General features: G+C 71.7%; 21 protein-coding genes. 11 read left to right on the forward strand and 10 right to left on the reverse strand.

Annotation, left to right across the window (positions count from 1 at the left end):
• The first annotated feature begins 545 nt into the window (after window positions 1–545).
• The gene (locus tag ABGB21_RS32415) at window positions 546–1,220 is read left to right on the forward strand and encodes a C39 family peptidase (protein ID WP_347654592.1); all 675 of its coding nucleotides are present in this window, start codon (window positions 546–548) and stop codon (window positions 1,218–1,220) included.
• A 54-nt stretch (window positions 1,221–1,274) separates the two neighbouring features.
• On the opposite strand, the gene ABGB21_RS32420 is transcribed toward ABGB21_RS32415, so the two are convergent.
• Window positions 1,275–2,204, reverse strand: a complete 930-nt coding sequence (locus tag ABGB21_RS32420) for a cation diffusion facilitator family transporter (RefSeq protein ID WP_347681061.1) — start codon at window positions 2,202–2,204, stop codon at window positions 1,275–1,277.
• A gap of 175 nt (window positions 2,205–2,379) precedes the next feature.
• Here ABGB21_RS32420 and ligA point away from each other — a divergent pair, with 175 nt between their 5' ends.
• Window positions 2,380–4,632: an NAD-dependent DNA ligase LigA gene (gene ligA, locus ABGB21_RS32425; RefSeq protein WP_347681063.1), complete on the forward strand. Its 2,253-nt coding sequence runs from the start codon at window positions 2,380–2,382 to the stop codon at window positions 4,630–4,632.
• A 130-nt stretch (window positions 4,633–4,762) separates the two neighbouring features.
• Here the strand turns inward: ligA and ABGB21_RS32430 are convergent, their stop codons facing one another.
• Window positions 4,763–5,524: a putative protein N(5)-glutamine methyltransferase gene (locus ABGB21_RS32430; RefSeq protein WP_347654600.1), complete on the reverse strand. Its 762-nt coding sequence runs from the start codon at window positions 5,522–5,524 to the stop codon at window positions 4,763–4,765.
• A 369-nt stretch (window positions 5,525–5,893) separates the two neighbouring features.
• Between ABGB21_RS32430 and ABGB21_RS32435 the strand changes: the two genes are divergently transcribed.
• The 3 genes from ABGB21_RS32435 (at window position 5,894) to ABGB21_RS32445 (ending at window position 8,892) form a co-directional block, all read left to right on the forward strand.
• Window positions 5,894–6,643: a hypothetical protein gene (locus tag ABGB21_RS32435; protein ID WP_347681065.1), complete on the forward strand. Its 750-nt coding sequence runs from the start codon at window positions 5,894–5,896 to the stop codon at window positions 6,641–6,643.
• Between the two features lie 147 nt (window positions 6,644–6,790).
• Window positions 6,791–8,071, forward strand: a complete 1,281-nt coding sequence (locus ABGB21_RS32440) for a sodium:proton exchanger (RefSeq protein WP_347681067.1) — start codon at window positions 6,791–6,793, stop codon at window positions 8,069–8,071.
• Between the two features lie 158 nt (window positions 8,072–8,229).
• Complete coding sequence (locus tag ABGB21_RS32445) at window positions 8,230–8,892, forward strand: lipoprotein (RefSeq protein WP_347654587.1); 663 nt, start codon at window positions 8,230–8,232, stop codon at window positions 8,890–8,892.
• 43 nt (window positions 8,893–8,935) lie between these two features.
• Here the strand turns inward: ABGB21_RS32445 and ABGB21_RS32450 are convergent, their stop codons facing one another.
• Complete coding sequence (locus ABGB21_RS32450; RefSeq protein ID WP_347654586.1) at window positions 8,936–9,913, reverse strand: aldo/keto reductase; 978 nt, start codon at window positions 9,911–9,913, stop codon at window positions 8,936–8,938.
• Window positions 9,914–10,217: 304 nt separating this feature from the next.
• On the opposite strand from ABGB21_RS32450, the gene ABGB21_RS32455 reads away from it, so the two are divergent.
• Window positions 10,218–11,375, forward strand: coding sequence for an iron-containing alcohol dehydrogenase (locus tag ABGB21_RS32455; RefSeq protein ID WP_347654585.1), 1,158 nt, complete (start codon window positions 10,218–10,220; stop codon window positions 11,373–11,375).
• On the opposite strand, the gene ABGB21_RS32460 is transcribed toward ABGB21_RS32455, so the two are convergent.
• Both ABGB21_RS32460 and ABGB21_RS32465 read right to left on the reverse strand, forming a co-directional pair.
• Entirely contained in the window at window positions 11,299–12,672 is a 1,374-nt protein-coding gene (locus ABGB21_RS32460; protein WP_347681069.1) for an amidohydrolase family protein, read from the reverse strand. The genes ABGB21_RS32455 and ABGB21_RS32460 overlap by 77 nt on opposite strands.
• 43 nt (window positions 12,673–12,715) lie before the next feature.
• Window positions 12,716–13,924 (reverse strand): MFS transporter, encoded by a 1,209-nt coding sequence (locus ABGB21_RS32465; RefSeq protein ID WP_347681071.1) that lies wholly within the window; start codon window positions 13,922–13,924, stop codon window positions 12,716–12,718.
• An 80-nt stretch (window positions 13,925–14,004) separates the two neighbouring features.
• Here ABGB21_RS32465 and ABGB21_RS32470 point away from each other — a divergent pair, with 80 nt between their 5' ends.
• A complete protein-coding gene (locus ABGB21_RS32470; protein WP_347681073.1) occupies window positions 14,005–14,913 on the forward strand; it encodes a LysR family transcriptional regulator in 909 nt (302 codons plus the stop codon).
• Window positions 14,914–14,995: 82 nt separating this feature from the next.
• Complete coding sequence (locus ABGB21_RS32475; RefSeq protein ID WP_347681075.1) at window positions 14,996–15,931, forward strand: hypothetical protein; 936 nt, start codon at window positions 14,996–14,998, stop codon at window positions 15,929–15,931.
• 65 nt (window positions 15,932–15,996) lie between these two features.
• Here the strand turns inward: ABGB21_RS32475 and ABGB21_RS32480 are convergent, their stop codons facing one another.
• The 3 genes from ABGB21_RS32480 to ABGB21_RS32490 form a co-directional block, all read right to left on the reverse strand.
• Complete coding sequence (locus ABGB21_RS32480) at window positions 15,997–17,076, reverse strand: DUF916 domain-containing protein (RefSeq protein ID WP_347654580.1); 1,080 nt, start codon at window positions 17,074–17,076, stop codon at window positions 15,997–15,999.
• A 107-nt stretch (window positions 17,077–17,183) separates the two neighbouring features.
• Window positions 17,184–19,139, reverse strand: coding sequence for a metallophosphoesterase family protein (locus ABGB21_RS32485; protein WP_347681077.1), 1,956 nt, complete (start codon window positions 19,137–19,139; stop codon window positions 17,184–17,186).
• Between the two features lie 163 nt (window positions 19,140–19,302).
• Window positions 19,303–20,520 carry a HupE/UreJ family protein gene (locus tag ABGB21_RS32490; RefSeq protein WP_347681079.1) on the reverse strand — a complete coding sequence of 406 codons (1,218 nt, stop codon included), beginning with the start codon at window positions 20,518–20,520 and terminating at the stop codon, window positions 19,303–19,305.
• A gap of 182 nt (window positions 20,521–20,702) precedes the next feature.
• Between ABGB21_RS32490 and ABGB21_RS32495 the strand changes: the two genes are divergently transcribed.
• On the forward strand, window positions 20,703–21,368 hold the full coding sequence (locus ABGB21_RS32495; RefSeq protein ID WP_347681081.1) for a hypothetical protein: 666 nt from the start codon (window positions 20,703–20,705) through the stop codon (window positions 21,366–21,368).
• Here ABGB21_RS32495 and ABGB21_RS32500 read toward each other — a convergent pair.
• Window positions 21,331–21,936, reverse strand: coding sequence for a hypothetical protein (locus tag ABGB21_RS32500; RefSeq protein WP_347681083.1), 606 nt, complete (start codon window positions 21,934–21,936; stop codon window positions 21,331–21,333). The genes ABGB21_RS32495 and ABGB21_RS32500 overlap by 38 nt on opposite strands.
• Before the next feature lie 101 nt (window positions 21,937–22,037).
• A complete protein-coding gene (locus ABGB21_RS32505; RefSeq protein WP_347681085.1) occupies window positions 22,038–22,742 on the reverse strand; it encodes a type 1 glutamine amidotransferase domain-containing protein in 705 nt (234 codons plus the stop codon).
• Between the two features lie 135 nt (window positions 22,743–22,877).
• Between ABGB21_RS32505 and ABGB21_RS32510 the strand changes: the two genes are divergently transcribed.
• Window positions 22,878–23,801: a LysR family transcriptional regulator gene (locus tag ABGB21_RS32510; RefSeq protein ID WP_347681087.1), complete on the forward strand. Its 924-nt coding sequence runs from the start codon at window positions 22,878–22,880 to the stop codon at window positions 23,799–23,801.
• 204 nt (window positions 23,802–24,005) lie between these two features.
• Entirely contained in the window at window positions 24,006–24,386 is a 381-nt protein-coding gene (locus ABGB21_RS32515; RefSeq protein WP_347654573.1) for an alpha/beta fold hydrolase, read from the forward strand.
• Window positions 24,387–24,711: the final 325 nt, after the last annotated feature.

Below are 24,711 nucleotides of genomic sequence, written 5' to 3' on the forward strand. Positions count from 1 at the left end.
CAACAAATTAAACACTTGCTGCCAAACAAACAATTTGGCACTGGCTTATCAAGCACCCTGTTGAGTTCTCAAAGAACAAACACACACCGACCAGCAGATCCTAAGACCAACCACTCGGGGCTCTTGCTCCCGCCCCCGGCGTTTCCCCCGGGCGCTTCGTAAACCTTACCCGACCGTTTTCGCCTCGTCAAACCGGTATCTCCCGGTTTGTCGTGCTTCCCCGGCGGGGCCCTGCACCCCTCTGGGCACAGCGGAGTGACCGCTGAAGTCCTTCGGGGCTGGCAGGCCGGCCGCCGCGGTTTCCCGCTTGGCTCGCCCGGTTCCCTGCCGAGCGAGAAAGTTACACGCCCGGAACCCGTACGCCAAATCGGGGTTGCCACCCTCGTCAATCGCCCGGACAAATGCGGGAATGTCGGACTCCCGATCGGCGTTGGCCCCCTGGTACGCCCCGATCAGGCGGGCCAGCCGTACCCGGTGGCAGCGCTTCCGCGACCGCCACCGGACGTGACGGCCCCCCACCGACACGCGACCGGAAGGGAGCCGGAATGCTCAGCACCCTCGTTCGCGGGGTCCGGTGGCTGACCGCCATCACCCCGCCCACCACGCGCGCAGCGGCACTCGGTGTCGCCGGGCTCGCGGTCGTCGCCGGCTCGGTGGCCGGCCCGGCCCTGGCGCTCGGCGGCCAGGACGGGACCGCCGTCGCCGCGCCGCCGGCCAAGGAGCTGACGGTCGACTACCAGGCCCAGCCGAACTTCTACTACTGCGGCCCCGCCGCCACCCGGATCGCGCTCAGCGCACACGGCCCGGCGCCGAGCCAGGACGAGATCGCGAACCGGCTCGGTACCACCGTCAACGGCACCGACTCGGCCGAGGACACCACCCGGGTGCTGAACAGCGTCGGGGGAACCGACTTCTACCGCACCCGACCGATCCCGCAGCAGGTCGCCACCCCGGCCGAGATGGACCGGCTGCAGGCGGACGTGACCCGGGCCGTCGCCACGGACCACCCGGTCGTGGTGAACGTGATCGGCACCGCCACCGACACGGCGGGCGTGCCGCACTCGTACGACGGCGGTCACTACCTGACGGTGGTCGGGTACCGGGACGACGGCCGTACCGTCAAGATCGCCGACCCGGCCAACGTGAACGGTGCCAGCTCGTACTGGATGAGCACGATCAACCTGGCGAACTGGGCCGCCACCCGCGGCTACTCCGGCTGACCGGGCCCGGCCGTCGGGCCGTCGACGGACGCGCCGGCCCGACTGCCGGGCGGGTCAGCGGATACGCCGGGTCGGGTCGAGGAAGACGTACCGGATCGCGGGGTTGCGGGCGACCAGCCGGCGCTCCGCCTCGTCCGCGGCGATCTCGATCTCGCCCCGGCTCGCCTCGTCGGCGAAGTTGACCTTCGCCGCCACCAGGATGTCCTCGGGGCCGAGCTGCAGGGTCAGCAACTGGTCCACCCCGCGCACGTTCGGTACGGCGGAGAGCTCCCCGTGGATCTCCTCCCGGACCACCGCCCGGGCCGAGCGTCCGACCAGGTGGACCACGTTGCTGTAGGCGAGCGTGGTCGCCACCACCAGCAGCAGTGCGCCAATCGCGATGGAGGCGAGCCCGTCCCAGAACGCGCTGCCGGTCAGCTCGGACAACCCCACCCCGGCGGCGGCCAGCACCAGACCGACCAGCGCCGCGCTGTCCTCCAGGAGCACCGCCTTCAGCGTGGTGTTCGGGGTGTGCTGGGCAACCTGCAGCCACGGTTGCCGCCACCGGTGCGCCCGGTGCCGCACCTGCCGCACCGAGCGGAGCAGGGACATTCCCTCGGCGACGAAGGAGAAGGCCAGGACCAGGTACGCGGCCAGCGGGTCGATCTGCTCCTCCCCGGACTGGATCGCCTCCACGCCCTGCAGGATGGAGAAACCGGCACCGACGACAAACGTGACGACGGCCGCGGTGAACGCCCAGAGGTAGGTCTCCCGGCCGTGCCCGAACGGGTACTGGTCGTCGGCCGGCCTGGAACCCCGGCGCAACGCCACGAAGAGCAGAACCTCGGTGGTCGTGTCGGCGACCGAGTGCGCGGCCTCGGCGAGTACGGCCGCCGAGCCGGAGAGCACCCCGGCCACGGCCTTGGCCACGGCCACCACCAGGTTGGCCAGCCCCGCCACCACCACGGTGCCGACGCTCTCCGGGCGCTGTCCGGGCTCCGACATGAGCTCAGACTAGGTCGCCGACCAGGGTCGACAGGCCGACGTCCGCAACAACAGATGGGCGACCGGCGGCCGTCCGCGTACGGCCCGGACGGTGGCAACCCCGGCCGTGGCTGGGCGGGGGTCGTCGTACCCGGTCTCTAGGCTGGGCGCGGCCGGACGGAGGAGGGGTACGGGGATGAGTGAGCTGGTGGTCGACCCGGCGGAGTCGACGGTGCTCGATACGGGTGAGCCGGTGGTGGTGCCGGTCGCGGAGCCGGTGGTGGACGCCGGGCGGGCGACGCCGTTCGACGATCCGGCGGACTACGCGGCGGCGCTCGCCGGGATCCGGTCGGCCGCCGCCGCGTACTACAACGGGGCCGATCTGGCGATGGACGACGCGACGTACGACGCGTTGCTGGCCCGGGTGGTCGCCACCGAGACCGCCCGGCCGGAGTGGAAGGCACACAACTCGCCGAGCGACCTGGTCGCGGCCGGGGTCGGCATGGTCGGCGACGTCGTACACAGCGAACCGATGCTCAGCCTCGACAACGTCTTCGGCGCCGACGCGCTGGGCCGCTGGGCGACCCGGCTGGAAAAGCTGCTCGGGCGGCCGGTCGCCGGCTACACGGTCGAGCCCAAGATCGACGGTCTCGCCATCGCCGCCCGGTACGTCGACGGCCGGCTGACCCAGGTGGCCACCCGGGGCGACGGCCGGGCCGGTGAGGACGTCACCAGCCAGGCCCGTCGGGCGGTCGGCCTGCCGGAGCAGCTCGGCGAGCCGCTGACCGTGGAGATCCGGGGCGAGGTCTTCATGACCGACGCGGACTTCGCCCTCGCCAACGAACTGCGGACCGGGCACGGCGAGCCGCCGTTCGCCCACCCGCGCAGCGCCGCCGCCGGCACGCTGCGGGCGCAGGACCGGGCGTACGACGCGCCGCTGTCGTTCCTCGCCTACTCGGTGCACGGCCTGCCCGAGGGGGCCGCCGGTACCGACCCGCTGCCGCACTCGGCGATCATGGCGTACGTCGAGCGGCTCGGTGTCGCCACCACCGCCGGTTCGGCCGCCGGCATGCCGCTCTGCGGCACCCTGGAGGAGATCCTCGCCGCCGTCGACGCGCTCTACGCCCGCCGTGGTGAGCTCGGTTTCGGCATCGACGGCGCGGTTGTCAAGGCCGACGCGCCGGCGGACCGGGAGCTGGCCGGGTCCGGGACCCGGGCGCCCCGCTGGGGAGTCGCGTACAAGTTCCCGGCCGACACCCGGACGACCACGTTGCTGCGGATCGAGGTGCAGGTCGGGCGCACCGGCGTGATCACCCCGGTCGCGGTGCTGGCACCCGTGCAGGTCGGTGGGGTGACGGTCACCTCGGCCACCCTGCACAACTTCGACGACCTGGTACGCCGCAACGTTCGGGCCGGGGACACCGTCTTCGTCCGGCGGGCCGGCGACGTGATCCCGGAGGTGACCGGTGCCAAGCTGGACGAGCGGCCGGCGGATTCGACGCCGTACGAGCCGCCGGTCGACTGCCCGCGCTGTGGCGGCGAGATCGACCGCTCGCAGAAGCGCTGGCGCTGTCTGCAGGGGCGGGCCTGCGGTGCCCGCGAGTCGCTGGCCTACTACGCGGCCCGGGACTCGATGGACATCGAGGGACTCGGCAGCAAGATCATCGACCTGCTGGTCGGCGCCCGGCTCGTCACCGATCCCGGCGACCTCTACGCCCTCACCCCGGAGGTGCTGGTCACCCTCGACCGGCTGGGGGACGTGTCGGCCCGCAAGCTCGTCGCGAACATCGACGTCTCCCGGGCGCAGCCGCTGTCCCGGGTCCTCACCGGCCTCGGCGTACGGATGACCGGCCGCTCCATGTCACGCCGGCTGGCCCGGCACTTCGGCACCATGGAGGCGCTGCTCGGCGCCTCGGTGACCGATCTGCAGCAGGTCGAGGGGGTGGGGCCGGAGCGGGCTGTCACCATCGCGGCAGAGCTGGTCGAGCTGACCCCGGTGATCGACAAGCTGGCCGGGCACGGGGTGAACATGACCGAGCCGGGCGTCTCCGGCCCACCGTCCGGGGCCGCCGGAGGCGGCGACACCGACGGTGGCGATTCCGGTACCCCGGCGGCGAACGCGCTGCCGCTGCGCCGGCCGGACGGTACCCCGATGACGGTGGTGGTCACCGGTTCGGTGCCGGGGCTGACCCGCAACGAGGGCAACGAGGCGGTCGAGCGGCTCGGCGGCCGTTCGTCCGGCTCGGTCTCCAAGCGGACCGACCTGGTCGTGGTCGGTGAAGGTGCCGGCAGCAAGGCGGAGAAGGCCACCACACTCGGCGTACCGGTGCTGCCGGCGGAACGTTTCGCCGAACTGCTCGCCGCGCACCTCGCCGGAGACGCGGCGACGATCTCGACAGTCCTGGCCGCCCTCGGCGCCGCCGAGGGCGCACCGGCGACGGCCGGCTGACCGAGGACGGGCCGACGCGGCCTTTGGTCAGGGGCGGCCGACCACGGTCCTCTCGACGAGCACGGCCGGCACCCGGCGGCCGGCACCCGGCGGCGGGCGCCCCGGGTGCCGGCCGGATGCCGGTCGCGGGTCAGTGGCGGCCGATGACCACGGTCGCCAGGAGTTCCTCGTCGTCGACCATCCGCGGGGCGAGCCCGGCTGCGGTCAGCACCCCGAGTGCGGTCTCCACCTGGGCCCGGCTCGTCTCCAGCAGCAGGTGACCGCCGGGCGCGAGCCATTCCCGGGCCCGGGCGGCCACCCGACGCAACACGTCGAGGCCGTCCGGGCCACCGTCGAGGGCCACCAGCGGCTCGTGGATCCTCGCCTCGGGCGGGAGCAGCCCGACCGCGCCGCTGGGCACGTACGGGACGTTCGCCACCAGGACGTCGATCCGGCCACGGAGTCCGGCGGGCAGTGGGTCGTACAGGTCGCCGGCGTACACCTGACCGCCCAGCGGGGCGAGGTTGCGCGCCGCGCAGCGTACGGCGGCCGGCTCGACGTCCGACGCGTGCAGTTCGACACCGGCGACCAGGCTGGCCACCGCCACCCCGATCGCTCCCGACCCGCAGCCCAGATCCAGTACGGTGGCACCCGGCCTGGCCAGCGTCGCCGCCTGCCGGGCGAGCAGTTCGGTACGGCGACGCGGTACGAAGACCCCGGGGTCGACGGCGATCCGCAGACCGCAGAAGTCGACCCAGCCGACGATGTGTTCCAGCGGCAGGCCGGCGACCCGGCGGTCGACCATCTGCCGGAGCACCGCCGGGCTCGACGCGGCGTCGATCAGGAGCTGGGCCTCGTCCTCGGCGAAGACACACCCGGCGGCCCGCAGCCGGTCGACGACGGCCGCGGTCAGCCCGAGGTCGGCGGCGGCCGTGGCCGGAACGGGATCGACACGCGGGTCGGCGGACACGTCGGGTCCGGCGGTGCGACAACCGCGGGAACTGGCAGAACCGGTTCGGTACATGGGTGATCCTTAGGGGCCTGGCGGCACTCCTGCGTCACCGCGGCCCGGTCAACCCCGAAGGGGCAGCGGCCCGCGTGGTGGGAGCACCGCGCCGGTCACGGCAAAAATCGGTCCCACCTCCTCGGGTCGTAGCGGCCGAACCCGGACAACCTACCGCACGGCCGACCCGGGGCGGTACGGCACCGGCACCTACCGGATTCGTGCCGTCTGCGTCGTCGACCACACCCCCGGCCGGCCGACCGGTCACACAGTGATGCCATGACTTCGCCACGTCGCATGACTCGGCTCCGTCGCCGCGTCGCCGGCCACCTGGTCGCCCTCTCGACCCTCGTCCTGTTCGGCGCCGGTTGCGGCGTCATCGACACCGTCCAGAACGTCGTGGACACCGCGAACGCCCTGTCCAGCTTCGCCGACCGGCTCGGCCGGGCCGCCGAGCTGACCTACACCGCCGAGTACCGGGCCACCGACAGGGAAACCGGCCGGACGGAGAAGGTCACGTACGCCCAGCAGCCGCCGAACTCGGCGACCCGCAACGGCGACTCGTGGCTGATCCACACACCGGAACACGTCACCGTCTGTGCCGCCGACGAGTGCCAGCGGCTGGCGAACCAGGGTGGCGGCACGACCGGCCCGGACGCCGAACTGGTCGCCACGGTCGGCGGGCCCGGATATCTCACCCCGGAACTCGCGCTCGCCCTCGTCGCCGCCGCCGCGATCGTGCCCGGCACCGACGTCGACACCGGTGAGAAGACGATCGCGGGTCAACCGTCGCTCTGTGCCACCGTCACCGGAATCAGCGAGGCCGAGGGCGATCAGGTCGGCTCGCTGCGGGACTTCTCGGTCTGCGTCACCGAGTCCGGGGTGCTGGCCTCGTTCAGGGGCACGGCGAACACCGGCGAGGAGGTCTCGCTCGAACTGGTCAGGTACTCCGACAAGGTCGACGGCAAGGCGTTCGCGCCGCCGACCGGTGCGAACCTCCGGGACGTGACCGAACTGTCGCAGAGCTGAACCCGGGACGACCGCGCCGGGACGGGGCCGGGATGCCAACCGGTCCCGGCTCGGCGCCTGACACCCGGGTCAACCGTCGATCTGGCCGATTCCGCCACAACCCGACCGCCCGGTCCGGCAGGCTCGATGCCGACGGGGGTGGCGGCGATGCGGGTGAGGCTCGATGTCACGATGTCGAACCGGACGGCGTTGCTCCGGGTCGGCATCGCGGTCGCGGTGGCCGTACCCGCCGTCGCCCTCCGGCTCTCCGGTCGGCACCTTCCGGCGCTGGTCGGCATGGCGGTCTTCGGGATCGCGGTGCTCTCGGCGGTGGCCCTGCTGATGTGGGCGTCCGAGATCGCCCGGGTCGACCTTCCGGGAAATCTCGCGCTCGCCCTGCTCGCGCTGGTGGCGGTGCTTCCGGAGTACGCCATCGACATCTACTTCGCCTACGTGGCCGGCTCCGACCCGGCGTACTCCGCCTTCGCCCTGGCGAACATGACCGGCGCCAACCGGCTGTTGATCGGCGTGGCCTGGCCGCTGCTGGTCTTCTTCGCCATCTGGGCGGTACGCCGACGCGGCCAGCCGGGCGACCGCAACGGCGTACGGCTCGCGCCGCACCGCCGGACCGAGACCGTCTACCTGCTGATCGCGACCGTCTACGCCCTGGTCATCCCGATCACCGGAAGGCTCGCCTGGTACGACAGCATCGTGCTCGGCGGCCTGTTCGCGCTCTACCTGTCCCGGATCGGCCGGACCGCGCAGACCGAGGAGGCACTGGTCGGAGTGGCCGCCACCCTGGCCGGCCAGCCGACGGTACGGCGACGGACGACGGTGATCGTGCTGTTCGTCGCGGCCGCCGTGGTGGTGCTCAGCGCGGCCGAGCCGTTCGGCAAGTCCCTCGTCGAGGCCGGCTCGGCGCTCGGCATCGACGAGTTCCTGCTGGTGCAGTGGCTGGCCCCGGTCGCCTCGGAGGCACCGGAGGTGATCGTGGCGGTGGCGTTCGCGCTGCGAGGGCGGGCCGACGACGGGCTCGGTGCGCTGCTGGCCGCGAAGCTCAACCAGTGGACGCTGCTCATCGCCTGCCTGCCGCTCGCCTTCTACCTCGGCGGCGGCGAGTTCGACGGGCTGCCGCTGGACGCCCGGCAGACCGAGGAGCTGTACCTCACCACCGCACAGACCCTGCTCGGGGTGGCGATCCTGATGAACCTGCGGATCTCCCGCCTGGAGGCGGCACTGCTGTTCGTGCTCTTCGCGGTGCAGTTCGCGATCCCGACCCAGACGGTCCGGTACCTGGTCGCGATCGCGTACGCCGCGCTGGCCCTGGTGCTGCTGGTCCACCGCCGTCGGGAACTGCCGGCCCTGACCCGGGCGGCGTGGCCGACCGGCGACTCCCGGCCCGGCGGTCCCCGCGCCACCGGCACGTCCGGGAACGGGCAGGACCGGTAGCCGCCGCCGTCGATCGTCCCGGGGGTGGGCCGGCCGTCGTCGCCGTGGTCGCCGTCGTCGGGTCTCCGGGCACCCGTTGATCTCCGGGCAACCCGTTTGACTCGGCGACAAGCGCTCGGGTTTGCTTTCCCGGCCGAACTCGACAAGGAGCGCAGAGCGTGCCGAGAAATCTCCGGGTGGCCGTACTGGCCGCCCTCACCGTCGGGCTGGTGGCCGGCTGCGCCGACGATCCGAAACCGTCGCCGGGCGACGCGGCGGCCGCGGCGAACCCGACCGCGACCTCGACAGCCCCCGGAGCCCCCTGGTACGACGATGTCGCCCCGGCCGCCGCCGCGACCAAGGTCGGCCCCAAGGGTGCGGGCTGCGAACTGCCCGTCACCTTCGACCTGCCGGCGCAGTGGAAGCCGAAGCCGATCGAGTTCCACCCGGAGCTCGCCGAACTGATCCAGCAGGGTGGTTCCACCGCCGTCTGTGAGATCGACGCCAAGCCGGCCGGCAACATCGGTTTCCTGCGGGTCTGGATCGTCGACCGGGGCGCCGTGATCGGGGCCCGCAAGGGACTGGAGGAGTTCCTCGCCGCCCAGGGCAAGCTCACCGACCTGCAGTACCGGGACACACTGGCCGGTCCGCTGCGTGCCACCGAGGCGACGTACCTGGAGGGGAGCGAGCTGACCGGGGAGTCCAAGCGGGGTCGGGCCCTGGTGGCGGCGACCCGGTACGGAACGGTGCTGATCACCCTGGGCGGCATGGACACCGAGGAGTTCGAGGCGATGCTCCCGGCGTACCAGTTGGCGAAGCAGACGATCTCCGTCACGAGGTGACCCGGCTGCGCGGCGTCACGGGGTACCGCCCGCCGGGCGGCGGTCAGCCGTTGACCGACGTCATGTCCGGATAGCGGGTGCCGGCGGCGAAGCCCTTCGGCGCGACCTCCTCGATCCGGGCCAGGTCCGCCGCGGCCAGCGTGACGTCGAGCGCGCCGAGGTTCTCCTCCAGATAGCCGATCCGCTTGGTGCCCGGGATCGGCACGATCTCCTCGCCCTGGGCGAGCACCCAGGCCAACGCGAGTTGGGCCGGTGTGCAGCCCTTCTCCTCGGCGATCTCGTGGACCCGGGTCACGACGTCGAGGTTGCGTTGGAAGTTCTCGCCCTGGAAGCGGGGGTTGCCGGCCCGGAAGTCGCCGGCGGCGAAGTCGTCAGGGCTGCGCCAGCGGCCGGTCAGGAAGCCCCGGCCCAGCGGGCTGTAGGCGACGAAGCCGATGCCGAGTTCCCGTACCGTCGCCAGGATCTCGTCCTCCGGGTCGCGCGACCAGAGGCTGTACTCGGTCTGCAGGGCGGTGATCGGGTGCACGGCGTGCGCCCGCCGGATGGTGCTCGGCGAGGCCTCGGAGAGGCCGAGGTGCCGTACCTTGCCCTGCCGGACCAGCTCGGCCATCGCGCCGACGGTCTCCTCGATCGGCACCGTGACGTCGACCCGGTGCTGGTAGTAGAGGTCGATGTGGTCGACGCCGAGCCGTCGCAGGCTCGCGTCACAGGCCGCGTGGAGGTAGACCGGCCGGCCGTTGATGTTCCGGGTGCCGCTCTCCGGGTCGCGTTCGATGCCGAACTTCGTGGCGAGCACGACCTCGTCCCGCCGTCCGGTGACGGCCCGGCCGACCAGCCGCTCGTTGCGGAACGGCCCGTACGCGTCAGCGGTGTCGAGGAAGACGCAACCGGCGTCCAACGCGCGGTGGATGGTGGCGATCGCCTCCTGTTCGTCCCCTGGCTCGTAGAAGTCGCTCATGCCCATGCAGCCCAGTCCGAGAGCGGAGACCTCGAGTCTGTCGCCGAGCTGTCTGGTCCGCATGCTGGATCTCCTGTCCGACTCGGGGTCGCCGCTGCTTACCCGCAACCACCCGGTACAACCGTCCGCCGTGTTCGTTCCGGCCGCATTCGCGCCGCAGAGGCCACCAGAAATGACATCGACAACCACCTCTGGACGTCTCACACGGGCCGGTGTTAGCATCCGCGCAATGATGCGGATCAATTTTCGCCGCCGTTTTTCCGTCCCTGACGCGGCGAATTTCGGCGCACCCGTACGCGGTCCGGACGGCGTACACATCCGATCGGGTCCGGAACGCGAATGGTGCGTACGGCACCGCGGCGAGGGCATGGAATACACGATCCGCGAGGCACCCGGCCTGCTGCACCGCGACGACATCCCCGCGCTGGCCCGCCGGCAGCACCTGATCGTCGACTCCGGTGCGGAACACCACGGGCGGGCGCTGGCCCGACTGCTCGACGAGCACGGCGTCGTGCACCGGAGCTATCCGGTACGCGGCGGCGAGGGCTGCAAGACCCTGGGTGAGCTGCAACGGCTCTGTGACGCCATCCAGGTCCACGCACACCGTCGCGACCTGGTGGTGGTGGTCGGTGGCGGCGCGGTCGCCGACCTGGCCCGCTGCGTCGCCGCCTGGCTGTGGAAGGGCCTGCCGCTGGCCGTCGTCCCGACCACCCCGACCGCGTACGTCGACGCGGGCATCGGCGTCAAGGGCGCGCTGAACCTCGACGACCGGAAGAACAGCATCGGCGTCTACCACCCACCCCTGCTCGTCGCCCTCGACCTCGCGCTGCTACGCGGCTGTCCGCCGGACGTGACCCGCGCCGGGCTGATGGAGGTCATGAAGATGGCCCTCATCGACGGCGGCCAGCTCTGGCAGTTGTACGAGCGGTGGTCACCCGAACTCCTGGCGACCGGATTCCAGGGCCCGAACGCAGTGCCGGTCACCCGGGCCGCCATCACCGCGATGCTCGGGCACCTGCAGCCCAACCTGCGGGAGCACGAGCTGAGCCGGCCGGTCGACCTCGGACACCTGCTGGTCGGGCCACTGGAGATGCGCGCGCGGCTGCCGCACGGCCTCGCGGTCGGCATCGACCTGGCCCTGATGCTCGAGTACGCCGCCGTCCTCGGCCTGCTCGCCGAACACGAGCGGGAACGGGCGCAGGAGACCATCCGCGCGGTCCGGGCCCCGCTCTGCCACGAACTGCTCACCCCCGAACTGGTGCAGGAGGCGATCGAGGCCACCCGCCGCCAGCGGGGCGGCGTGCTCCATCTTCCGGTACCCGAACGGATCGGGGCGGTACGGGTGTCGTTCTTCGTGGACGGTGCCGCCATGCGGGAGGCGGTGCTGCGGTTACGGGTACGCGGGCTGCGCGCCCCGACCGCCGTCGTCGACGCCACAAGCTCGCCGCTCAGGCAGCCCAGTTCGGGCCGAGCACGTCGGCGAGGTTCGCCCGGGCGAACAGCCGGTGGCGGGAGTCGGCGATGAGTTCCCGGGCCCGCTCGGCGATCGGGCCGACCAGCCGGCCGGCCCGCTTGACCACCACCCCGTCGACCAGCACGGTGTCGACGTCGGCGGGACCGGCGTTGAGCACGATCGTGGTCACCGGGTCGTTCAGCGGCGCCAGGTGCGGCCGGTCCACGTCGATCAGGATCACGTCGCCGCGCTTCCCGGGGCTCAGCGTGCCGATCCGCTCCTGCATGCCCCAGGCGGCGGCGCCGGCGACGGTGGCGAACCGCAGCACGTCACGCTGGTCCAGGTCGACCGTGGCCGGCGGCTCGTCCCGTTCCAGGGCCGCCGCGTTGGCCCGGCTGCGCTCGGCGGCGAGCGCCACCCGCATCTCGCTGAACAGGTCGGTGCCGGCTCCGGCGACGGTGTCGGTGGCGAGCGCGGGTGTCAGACCCTGGGCGAGTGCCCGGCCGGTGACCGGGAAGGTCCCCATCGCCATCGACATGTCGACGGTCGGGCACGGCGTGATCGCACCGCCGGTGGTGGCGATCCGGGCGAGGTCGGCGTCGCCGAACTGCGCCCCGTGCGCGTGGTGTACGTCGGGACCGAGCAGGTTCAGCCGGTCCAGGGTCTCGATGGTGCGGTACTTCAGGAAGTAGCCCGGGATGCCGGAGTGGATGCTGATCGGCACCCCCAGCTCGCGGGCGAGGTGGAAGTCGTACTCGGTGGTCTCCGGGGTGGCGAACTCGGGGCCGCGCAGGGCCAGGCCCATGGTGACCCGGGCGCTGTCGTCGGCGAGCAGGTTCCGCATCCGACGTACGTCGGCCGGGTGCCGTTCGGTGCTCTCGTGGAACCAGCGCATCACGCCCTGGCCGACCGGCGGACCGTAGAGGAACAGTGCCCGGATGCCGGAGTCGCGCAGCGCGCGGACGTTCTCGTCGGCGTGCTCCGGGGTGGTGACGATGTGGGACCAGTCGGCGACGGTGGTGATGCCGGCGTTGATCGCCTGCAGGGCGCCCCAGAGCACCCCGGCGTAGACGTCCGCGGGCTCGTACCTGTCGAGCAGGCCGGCGAGGACAATCCCGAAGTAGCCACCGAGCGAGACCTTGCCGCCGGCGCCGCCGATGGCCCCCTGCCAGACGTGCCGGTGGGAGTCGACGAGGCCGGGCAGCGCGACCTTGCCGGCGGCGTCGATCACGGTGGCACCGGTGGTGTCGAGATCGGCGCCGATCGTGGTGATCGTGCCGTCCTCGATGGCGATGTCGGCGCGGGGCAGGTCGCCGAGCTGGTCGTCGAGGGTGACCACGTGGGCGTTGCGGATGACCGTACGGGACACGGAGGAACTCCAGTTGTGAGGTGGGATCGGTTGCCGGATGCCGCTAGAGCGCGGCACCGGCGGAGGAGAGCGGTGGCGGGTCCGGACGGAGCCGGACGGTGGCGACGGCGGCGAGGCCGACCAGGGCGAGCGCGGCGAAGCCGGCGAGGGCGCCACGCGGTCCGGCGAGCTGGCTGGCGATCCCGAGCCCGATCACCGGAATGGCCAGACCGGCATAACTGGTGACAAACAGGGTAGCGAGCGTTCCGGCCCGACGCTCGACCGGGCTGAGCTGCACGACCGTGGTGAGACAGGCCCGGAACAGCAGCCCGGCGCCGGCACCGGTGAGCACCCCGCCGAGGACAAACGGGACGAGCGCCGTCGCCCACACCCCGCCGACCACCAGGCCGAGGCCGAGCGGCATCAGGACCACCACCGTGGTCATCGCCCGGCGCGGCGGCAGTCGGCGCAGGCCGAGCTGGGCGACGGCACCGGCGCCCAGGCCGAGGAACGCGACCAGGCCGGCGAGGGCGTGCGAGGTGTGCCCCAGCGTGCCGGCGAGGAACGACGGACTGAGCGCGCTGAACAGGCCGAACATCGCGAACGCCACGAGACCGCCCAGGCAGGAGGCGAGGAAGAGCAGCCGGCGTTCCGGGGCCAGGGCGAGCGGCCGGGACCAGGGCCGGACGACCGGCCGGGCGGTTTCCGGTACGACGGCGACCAGCAGCGCGGCCAGCGCCAGCACCGCACCGATCGAGACGAAGGGCAGCCGCAGCGGCGCCGGGGCCCACTCGGCGAGCAGACCGGAGAGCAGCGGGCCGGCCGCGATGCCGCCGAGGTTGGCCGCGGTCGCGACGATCTCGGCGTGTTCCCGGGCGGCCTCCGGGCGGGCGGCGCGGTGCAGTTCGATCAGGTACGCGGTGGCCGGTCCGGAGAGCAGGCCGATCGACAACCCGGAGAGGACCCGGGCGAGCAGGATGCCGGACAGCGCCGGCCAGAGCACAAAAACGAGACAGGCCAGCAGTTGGACGACGAGGGCGACGCCGAGCACCGTACGGCGTCCGACCCGGTCGGCCCGGGCTCCGGCGAGCAGCAGTCCGACCACCACGCCGACCACGTAGACGGCGGAGACGACGCTGACCATCGTCGTACCGAAGTGGTTCCGGTGCTGGTAGAGGACGTAGAGCGGGGTCGGTACGGAGCCGGCCGCCATCGTCGCGCCGTACGCGGTGGCGACCAGCGCGAATCCGACCCGGTGGGTGGTGCGAGACATGGCGCCGAGTCTGGTCCGGGAACCATCCCTCTCCAATATAAAAACCGGATGGGTTTATCTGTCTGTGAGATGATTGGCCGGTGGAGATCCGCCGGATCGAGGTCTTCCTCGCCGTCGCCGAGGAACGCAGCTTCACCCGGGCCGCCGAGCGGCTCCGGGTCGCCCAGTCGGCCGTCTCCACCGCCGTACGCGTACTCGAACGCGAACTCGGCGCGACACTGTTCGCCCGGACCACCCAACGGGTCGAGCTGACCGAGGCCGGACGGGCCCTGCTGCCCGAGGCGGTCCGGATCCTCGCGGCCGTCGAGGCGGCCCGGGAGGTGGTCACCCAGGCCGGGCAGGGACTGCGCGGTCGGCTGCGCCTCGGCATCCTCTACGGCCTGACCCCGGGTCGGGTGCGCGAGGCGCTGGCCGCCTTCCGGGCCGAGTTTCCGCTGGTGGAAATGTGGCTGACCGCGCCGGGCACCGGCGGCTCCCTCGATCATCTGGAACGCCTCCGGGACGGCTCCCTGGAACTGGCGGTCGTGATCACCCACGGCTCGGTGCCGGGCATCCGCCGCCAGGTGCTGGCCACCGACGAGGTCGTGCTGGCCTGCACCCCAGACCATCCGCTGGCCGGTCGGGACGGCGTCGACCTCACCGAGGTGGTCGAGGAGCCGTTCATCGAGTTCCCGCCGGGTTGGGGCGTCCGGAACGCGGTCGACCAGGCGTTCGTCTCGGCCGGCGTCCAGCAGCGGCGGATCACCGTCCAGATGAACGACCTCTCCACCATCCTGGACCTGGTCCGGCTCCGGCTCGGCGTCGCCTTCGTCCCCCGGTCCATCGCCGACCAGACCGCCGACCTGCGTTTCCTCCGGATCCGGACGAACCGGCCGACGTACCAGATCGCCATCGCCACCGCCGTCGACCGCCCGCTCGGCCCGGTCGCCCGACAGTTCCTCCGGATCGCCGGGGCGGTGTCCCCCGCTGCACCGGGCCGAGCGCGGTGACCCGGGAGCGTGCGGTGCACCGGGCCGACCGCAGTGGCCGGGGCGTGCAGGCGACGGACCTCATGGACAGGATGTGCCAGGCATGCCGTACTACCTGCTGATCTTCGGACCGCTGTACCGGGACCGGCTCCGCGCGGCGTTGGCGGAGTTGGTGTCCCGGCCCATTGACGAGGTCAGCATCGCCGACGAGGGCGTTGTGGACCGGGACTGGTCGGCGGCGGTCCTCTGCACCGTCTGGCCGGTCGCCGGTGAACCGGACTGGCAGCTGGAGATCTACCTCGCCGAGCGGGTCACCACGCACAGCGAGGCAGCGGTCGCGGCATGGCTGGCCCAGCAACTCCGCACGGTGGTGCTCTATCCGGGACAGGAGCTGCGGCCGAGCGCGTACTGGTTGGTCGGTCCGGACGGCCGGCACATCCGGGCCCGGCTCTACGACGACGGCTGGGAGAACGGGGACGGTGACCAGGATGAACCGGTGTACCGGATCGACGCGGTCGAACATCCGGTGGCGGAACTTCCGGACCTGCCCTTCGCGGCGATACCCGAGGTGATCCGGGACCACCGGATGCCCACCCCGGTCACCGACCGGCTCCGGACGCAGCTGCGGCCCTGGCTACCGGCGGAGGTGGACGGCGTCGACGTACCGGCGGTGGCGGAGGTGACGTGGCGGGTCTGGAACCGGCTCGGCGCCTGGGAGGGCCTGGTCGCCCGGATGACCGACGGCTGGCCACCGGACGGCTGGTATCCGGCGGAGCACTACCGGGAGGACCTCGAACTCCGGGACGAGCTGGCCCGGGCCGACCGGGAGTTGCCGGAGCCGGTCCGGGCACCGTTCGCGGCGGCCCTCGCCGACCTCGACCGACGGTTCGTCACCCGCACCGGGGACGACGGGGGCGCCGCCCTGTCGACGGAGCTGGGTGCGGCGCACCCCGTACCCGTCGAACGTGACCGGTGGTGGTGGCGACGGGTTCCGTACCCGGCGCCCTGGCAGCGGCAACCGGCCCGGAACCGGTCCTGACCCGCAACCGGTTCCGCCAGTTCCGCCGCCGTCCCGACCGGGCGGACGGACGGACGGACGGACGGTCAGCTGGTTCGCGTCTCCTTGGCCCGGAGCGCCTGCTTGACGGCCTCCTCCACCCGGGCGTCCTCGCGCCGCGCCCGGCGCACCCGGTTGCGACGCCGCAGGAGGATCACCCCGACGACAACCGCGATCAGTACGACGACCAGCAGCAGCAACGTCCAGGAGACGGCCCAGCCGTGGGTGGTGGCCCGGACCTCCGGGAGCGGGGTGATCGACCCCGACGCGTCGGTGAGCAGGGGCGTCAGGGTCGCGGTCGCGGCCAGCCGGACCGCCGGGTTCACCCCGTGCACCGGCACGCTCACCTGCCAGCTCTCCCCCGGCAGCAGTTCGGGCGCGGCGGGGACCTCGCCGGCGCCGGTCCGCAGCCAGCCGAACGGGCCGGAGACCGACACGGCCTGCTGACTCGACAGGGTGGTGTTGCCGGTGTTGTGGATCGTGTACCGGACGGTGGCGTCGCCCCTGCCGAACGGGTTGCCGGTGCCGGCGTACGCCACGTGCAGGTCCTCGACGGTGAGGCGCGGGGTCAGCTCGCCACCGACCCGCAGCTTGATCCGGATCCCGAGGCGGCGGTCCACGTTGATGCCCGCGGCCTGGTCGGGTTGGGTCAACGAGGTGAGGATGCCGCCGACGTGGTCGCCGGGGGTGGCGTTGGTCGGGACCGTGACGGTGAAGGGGACCTGGGCGGTCTTGCCGGGCTGGACCGTGACGCTGCCCTGGTCGGCGTGCACCCAGGCGCCGACCGCGACCGACTTCTGGTCCTTGGTGACCAGGTCGAGCTGGCCCGCGTCGGTGGTGAAGCCGTCGGCGGCGTACACGGTGAGGTTCAGCGGCACGGGGCCGCGGTTGACGACGACCATCGCGTCCTCGACGGTGCCGCCGGGGTTGACGGAGTAGCTGTAGCTGGACCGGGACGCGCCGTAGCTGTTGGAGGCCGTACGGACCGCCCAGCCGACGTCGCCGTCCTCCGCGTGGGCGGGCCCGATCCCGACGCCGACCGCCGTGGCGGCGGTGAGCAGGGACAGGGTGGTGGTACGGAGCACCGTGGCGATCCGGGTCTTCCAGCGCGTGGTGGGCGCGTGCATCTCGGTTCCTTGCGTGATCTTGGGGAGGGTCGGAGCGGTGGTGGGGCAGGCGCCCGAAGGCACCTGCCCCACCGGGTGGCACAGATCCGCGTCAGCCGCTCGGCTGCTCAGCTGCTCAGCGCGGTGATCGTCAGGGTGGCGCGGTAGCTACCCTTCTCGATCTCGGTCGGGAACTTCAGGTCCAGGTCGGCACCGAGCTTGGCGCCGCCCTTGGCGTGGCCCTGGGCGGCCGCGGCGAGCGCGCTCGCGACCGAGAGGCCCTTGCCCTGGTCGTCGTAGGCCGAGAGGACCGGCGCACCGGCCTCGGCACCGGCCCCGCCGTCCAGCAGGTACGGCGTCCAACCGAGGTAGGTGCTGGAGAGGGTCTTGGCTCCGTCGGTGAAGTCGCCGACGCTGGCCGAGATCGACCACGGGGCGAGCGAGCGGCGGCTGTCGGTCACCAGGATCGGGTTGATCTTGCCGGTGGCCTCGAAGAACTCGCCGTTGTGCTCGCTGGCGGTGCCGAGGTCGACCAGGCCGTTGTAGCCGTCGATCGTCCAGCCGAACTCACCGGGCGCGGCGTTCGGCACGTTGACCTGGATGTCCTGGCCGTCGCCGTGGTACGGGTGCACCGTCACCTTGTCGACGATCGAGCCGACCGGCTGACCGTCGGGGGTGTTGACGCAGGAGAGGCCCTTCTCGACGGCGGCGTTCGGCGCCGCGCAGGTGCCACTGCGGATGTTCTCGACGACCAGCTTGTCGGACTTGACGCCCACCTTGACGTAGCTGCGGACGTGCTCCTGGTTCTGCGCGGAGTTGAACCAGTAGTTGTCCGGGTTCAGCGGGTCCGGGCCGAGGCCCTCGACACCGGTACCGGAGTTGTCCGGCTTCTTGATGTCGTAGTACTTCGAACCGGAGGCCGAGTTCGCCGTCACGTAGATGACGCCACCCGGGCCGGGGAAGACCTCGTCGGCGCCCGGCTGCTCGTCCGGGTTCTCCTTCTGGCCGTTCTTGATCGAGTAGCTGCGGGTGTAGACGTGGTCGTGGCCCTGCAGTACCAGGTCGACGCCGAGGTCGGAGAAGGCGGTGGTGAAGTCCTTCCGCCGCTGCTTGTTGTCCCCGTCGGTGGAGTGGCTGGCCGCCGAGTAGATCGCGTGGTGGTAGACCAGCACCGTCCACTTCGCCTCGGCGCCGTGCTTCTTCACGACGTCGGTGACGTACGCGACGTGCGCCTTGTCGCCACCCAGCGAGCCGTCGGTCGGGTTGACGTAGCTGTTGCTGTTCAGGTCGATGAACAGCGTGTCCTTGTAGATGTACCAGAAGTCACCGCCGGACCGGGTCGCCGAGTCGCCGTTGTAGTACTGGCTCGACCGGTCCGTGTTCGGGGTGAAGTGGTGCTGCTCCCAGGACTTGCCGCCGACGTCGTGGTTACCGATGGTCGCCGCAACCGGGTACTGCCGCAGCTGGTCGGGGGCGAGGAACGCGTCCCACTGGGCCTCGTTGTTCGCGGACTCGACGTGGTCACCACCGGAGACCAGCAGCTCGATGTCCGGGTTCGCGGTGGTGGCGTAGCGCAGGGTCTCCGCCCAGCCGGCCTGGTCCTTCGCGATGTCGCCGGACGAGCCGATCTGCGGGTCGCCGAAGAACAGGAAGTCGTAGTCGCCCTCGAAGTCGTGGGTCTTGAACGAGTACGCCGTGGACCAGTTGCCCTCGCCACCGACCCGGTAGGAGTACGCCGTGTTCTCCCGCAGGTTGGTGAGGGTGGCGTGCCGGTTGAAGCCGGTGGTGGAGGTGTTCGCCGCACCGACGGCGTCGAAGGTGATCGCGTCTGCCGGGAACTCGCCGTCCACGATCGAGGAGGTCGGGGCGAGCTGGACCTTCTGCGCGATGTCGGCCGAGGTGTACCAGGTCACGATGCGCTGGGTCTCGTCGGCGCCCACGCCGAGGACGATGCCGGTGAACGTGGCGGGCTCGGCGGCGAAGGCGGTGGCCGACAGACCACTGCCGAGGGCCAGGGACAGGCCCAGAAATCCCGCACTGGCTCCGACGGCGATGCGGCGCCGCGTGAGCCCGGGGGTCCGCATTGAGTCACTCAATGCCATCGACTTTGTTCCCTCTTCCGATAAAGAGATATGGAAAAGCTTTCCCATTTTGCGGAGAAGCGTTCTCAACCTTTCGCCGCATGATGAACCCGCCATGAACGCGATCTTGCGGCCGGTTGCACTTCACGCAATTCCTGCGGCGTTCTCAGGCGCCGACCAGGCGTTGCACGAACCAGACCAGCCCCATAACGGACACCCCTGCGGAAACAACGCCGGTGGCCCAGGTGCCGAGTTTCGGCGAACGGCGGCGCAATACGAACAACAACGGGAAGACAATCGCGATGATCGCCAACTGAACGGTCTCGATGCCGATGTTGAACACCAGAAGGGACCAAAGCAGGGTCCAGGACCACGCCTCGTTGATCCCGAGCGCGCCCGCGAAGCCCAGGCCGTGCACCAGACCGAAGCAGAACACCACTCCGAGCCGGATCCAGCCGGCCCGGTCCAGGCTGAGGTGGCCACCCCCAACCGGCTCCAGGTCGGCGGCGTGGTCGCCGCGCCGCCAGACCCGCCACAGGTGCCAGCCGGCGACCACCGCGATGGAGAACGCGATGATCGGCTCCACCACCGCACCGGGTACGTCGACCAGCCCGAGCGCGGCAAGCATGAAGGTCACCGAGTGGGCGAGGGTGAAGCTGGTGGCGGCCAGCACGATCTCCCGCAGCCGCCGGGAGCCGACGATCAGCGCCAGCAGGAACAGGATGTGGTCGATCCCGGTCAGCAGATGCTCGCCGCCCAGTCGGAAGAACTCCCAGAACCGCTCGTACCACGCCTGGGCGGTGGAGAAGGACGGATGCTCGGCGTCGATCGCGGCGCTGCCGGAGTGGCCGTCGAGCTGGTAGGTGACGATGGTCTTGGTGCCCTTGACGTAGCCCTCGGCGTCGGGGAACAGCCCGCTGCGCACCTCGTGCGAGTCACCTCCGGCCGGACAGGCCCAGTCGAGCAGCAGGTCGGTGTAGGGGACGCCGTCCCGTTGGCCGATCGTGAAGTCACCGACCCGAGTCGGCGTACACACGGTGCCGGCCGAGGCGACCGAGAAGCGCTCGGTGACGTACCGGACAGCCGTCTCCGCGTGGGTGTTCAGCGCCGCAGCCGCCGCGACGGCGTCGTCGGCGTCGAACGCGGCGGTGCCGGCCCGGAAGAGCGGGTCGTCGTCCTCGTAGTCGGCGGCCGAGACGACAAAGAGGTCGTATTCGAGTTCCAGCTTCGTACGAATGTGATCCTCGTCGCCTCCGGTCACATCGACGTAAACGGTCGACGTGAAGCCGTGGGCATAGGCCGGAGCGGCGCCCAGAAAAGCGACCACTGCGGCGGCGATTCCGACGATGATGCCGATAACGGCACGACGAACGCGCGGTAACATTGCGGCTCCTTCGATTCAGCCAGTGCACGTTGCACGTCCCGGGTGAACAGCAACCCGACCGTCGGCGAACCGCTGGAGAACAAAGGTCCGGGACGGCACCCGGCGTATGGAGTGCACTCCGAACTGGGATAGGAATACGGAGAGCCACGCATGCTTTCCGCACCACCCGAGAGGACGACCACTTGCGCCCCCCGCTTCGGGCCGTCGCCGTACTGGCGGCGACCGCCGTGCTGATCACCGGCTGCGGCTCCGGTGACGACTGGTCCCGGCCGCATGCCAAGCCCAGCGCCGTCGGCACGCTCGGCCCGGGATTCGTCCACCCCACCACCAGACCGACCCCGGAGGCGACGGTCACGCCCCAACCCGGCTCCTGGAACGGGGTCCACCCGTCGAAGCACTACCGGGTGGTGCTGCTGACCACAGGCGACGACGCCCCGACAAAGGCCGTCGTGGCGGCGGTCGGCGACTGGGCCGAGGACGAGGAGGTCGACCTCCGGACGGTGGTCGCCAAGGATGACCAGGACCTGGTGCCCAGCATCACCCAGGCCATCGACATGCGGCCGGACCTGATCGTCAGCGCGGGCAACAACCTGGTCGACCCCCTCGCGCTGGTCACCGCGAGCCACCTGGCGCAGCAGTTCCTCGTGGTCGGGGCGGAACTGGCCGAGCCGACCCACAATGTCACGGCGGTCGACTGGTCCGGCGCGTCGTTCCGGGGTGAGGGCCTCGGCATGTCCTCGACCTACGACCCCGCCTCGTTCACCGCCGAGCGCTGCGCCGACGCGATCAGGGCGGGCGTCGCGGCCGTACTCAACGACCTGACCGGGATCGTGGTCTGGCTCGGCTGAGCGACTGCTGTCGGTGGGTCGGATAGTCCGTGTAACCGCTGGCGCCGCCGGTGTAGAAGGTCGCCGTGTCCGGTTCGGTCTCCGGCAGGTCGTCGCGCCAGCGCCGCACGAGGTCGGGATTGGCGATCGCCGGACGGCCGACCGCGACCGCGTCAGCCACACCCTCCGCGACGAGTGCCGCCGCCCGGTCCCTGGTGCTCGTCGTCGAGAATCCCGTGTTCGCGACGAGTGGTACGCCGGCCCGCGCCCGTAACTGTTGGACGATCGCGGCGGCGGGCCGGGGGTGCACGACGCTGAGATAGCCGAGACGCAGTGGTGCGAGCCCGTCGGCGAGGGCGCCGTACGTCGCGTGCAGGTCCACCGGGTCGGGCTCCGGGGCGTCCTGGATGTTGAGTCCGGGCGACAGCCGGATCCCGACCCGGGAGCCGCCGATCTGCCGGGCCACCGCCGAGACGACCTCGATGACAAACGTGCCCGGGCCAGTGGTCCACCGCGGTACCCGTCGGTGCGGCGGTTCGACCAGGCCGGGTACCCGGGTCCGGCGCGTGGTTTCCAATTCGGTTGCCATGAGAGTTCGGACCTTCGCGATGTTCGACGGGCTCGACGCGACCGCCGGCCACGCGAGAAGGCGCGACCGCCGGCCACGGAAGGAGCCGGGTGGCCCCGGGGTCAGTCGGCCCTACCGAGCCGCTCCAGCAGGGTGGCGGCCAGTCGGGCCGACGAGGCGGGGTTCTGCCCCGTGATCAGGTTGCGGTCGACGACCACGTACGGCGCCCAGGCGGCGCCCTCGCTGAACTGCACACCGAGCGCGACGAGGCGGTCCTGGAGCACCCACCTGGCCCGGTCGGCGAGACCTGCCTGGGTCTCCTCGATCCGGGTGAAACCGGTCACCCGGTAGCCGCGCAGCGGCGACCCGCCGTCCGGCGTCCCGGTCGCCAGCAGCGCCGCCACCCCGTGACAGACCAGCGCCAACGGCCGGCCGGAAGTCAGGGTCTCGGTGATCACCCGGGCCGAGTCGGCGTCGCCGGACAGGTCCTCCATCGGACCGTGGCCGCCGGGGTAGAAGACCGCCACGTAGTCGGCGGGGTCGACGTCGGCCAGGTTGATCGGCCGGTGCAGCGCCTCCGTCTCGTCGAGCAGTGCGACGACCGCGTCGGCGCCCTGCTGACCGCCGTTGCGGTCGGGGGTCAGGCTGGCCTGGTCGACGGTGGGGACGACACCGCCCGGGGTGGCGACCACCACCTCGTATCCGGCGTCGGTGAGGGCCCGGTACGGGGCGGCGAACTCCTCGCCCCAGAAGCCGGTGGGATGCCGATGCCCGTCGGCCAGCGTCCAGTGGTCGGCGCCGGTCATCACAAACAGGATCTTGGCCATGTCGTGTACTCCGTCGGTCGGTTCCGGCCGGGGTGGCCGGAGGGTTCCTGACCAGCGGCGCAGGTACGCGTACGCCGGTCTGACGGTCCCGACGGTAGGCCGGCGCCCCCTCGGCAAACCAATAGGATTACTGGCGTGGACCCAAGGAATTCCGATGGCTCGGCAAGCCGCCGGCCGCTCGATCTGACCCAGTTGCGGACCTTCCTGGCGGTCTACCGGGCCGGTTCGTTGACCGAGGCGGCCCGCAGGCTCGGGCTGGCCCAGCCGACGGTGACCGGTCAGATCCGCTCGCTCGAGCAGCAGCTCGACCACCAGCTGTTCGAACGGCTGCCGCGCGGCGTGGCCCCCACCGCCGTCGCACACGACCTGGCCGCCCGGATCTCGGCGCCGATGGACCAGCTCGCCCTGGTGGCGGACCGGACCACCACGGCACCGGCCGAGCCCGTGCACCTGGGTGGCCCGGCCGAGCTGCTGGCCGTCCGAGTGCTGCCGGTCCTCGCTCCGCTGGTCGCCCGGGGCGTACGGATACGGGTCAGCGCCGGGCTCGCCGACGACCTGCTCGACGGTCTCCGCGCCCGTCGGCTCGACCTCGTCCTGTCCGCGATCCGTCCGCGTGGGCGCTCGGTCGTCGCCACTCCACTGATGGACGAGGAGTTCGTGCTGGTGGCCGCCCCGACCTGGGCTGCCCGGATCGGCCCGCTGGCCGCCGACGATCCGGCGCCGCTGGACGACGTACCACTGATCGCCTACGCCGAGGATCTGCCGATCCTCCGCCGCTACTGGCGACACGTGTTTCGCAACCGGCTGACCAGCCCGCCCGCGCTGGTGGTCCCGGACCTGCGCGGCGTACTGGCCGCCACCGTGGCGGGTGCCGGGGTCACGGTCCTGCCGCGGTACCTCTGTGTCGAGGAACTGCGCACCGGGGCCCTGGTCCCGCTCCTCGAACCCGAGGAGCCGCCGATCAACACCGGCTTCATTGTCGAACGTGCCAACTCCGTACCCGATCCGGCGGCGACCCGGGTCCGGGACGTCATCCTCCGGGCCGCCCGCGCCTGGTAGTCGCCGCTCCGCCCGCAGGTCCGGCCGCTGCACCCGCACCGGCGGGGCAACACTATCGTCAGTGCGTACCGGTTGAACCGGTACGCGCGACGAGCGGCCGCCCGGCCGGCCCCGCCGCACATGAGGCGCCACCGTTCGGCCCGGTCCCGCCCGGATCGCGAGGCTGGCGGTGGCGCCGTCCCAGCGCTCAACCAGAGGTGTCTTGTGTTCACTCGTGACGAACTGAACGTGGACGGGGTCCACATCGAACGGGCCCGGCCCGACAGCGAGCCGACGGCGCCGCCGATCGTCTTCATCCACGGCGGCAGCCACGGCACCTGGCTCTGGGACAACTGGCTGCCGTACTTCGCCGCCACCGGCCGGACCTGTCTCGCGTTCAGCTGGTTCAACCACAACGGGTCGCGGAAGCTGCCGGAGGAGCAGTTCCTGGCCCGGTCCATCGCGGCCGTCACCGAGGAACTGGAGATCGTGGCCGGACAGGCCGGACAACCACCGGTGCTGGTCGCGCACAGCATGGGCGCCCTGGCGGCGCCAGCTACTTCGGCGCCGACTACCTGGCCCTCAACGACCGCGGGCACAGCATGATCCTCGAGCCCCGGTGGCGGGAGACCGCCGGGCGCATCCGGTCCTGGCTCGACCGGGCGACCTGGTAGCCCCGTCCCGGCCGCACGGCAGATTTTCCGGCCCCGACACCCCCGGTGTCGGGGCCGGACCCGTCTGCCGGCGTTGCCGCCGGCACCTGCGATGCGGTACGACGGGAGGAGTGCCCCGGACCGGACGGGTGCGGTCCCCGGCGACAGCACCCGGGCAACCACGCTCCGGAAGATCTCCGGAACTTTCGGCGGCACCACCCCGGATCCGTCCCCCGGAGTCTCGGCGCTCCGACCCCGGGTCCGACCCGGCTCCGCAC

The organism is Plantactinospora sp. B24E8 (genome assembly GCF_039871735.1).
Classification (GTDB): Bacteria; Actinomycetota; Actinomycetes; order Mycobacteriales; family Micromonosporaceae; genus Plantactinospora.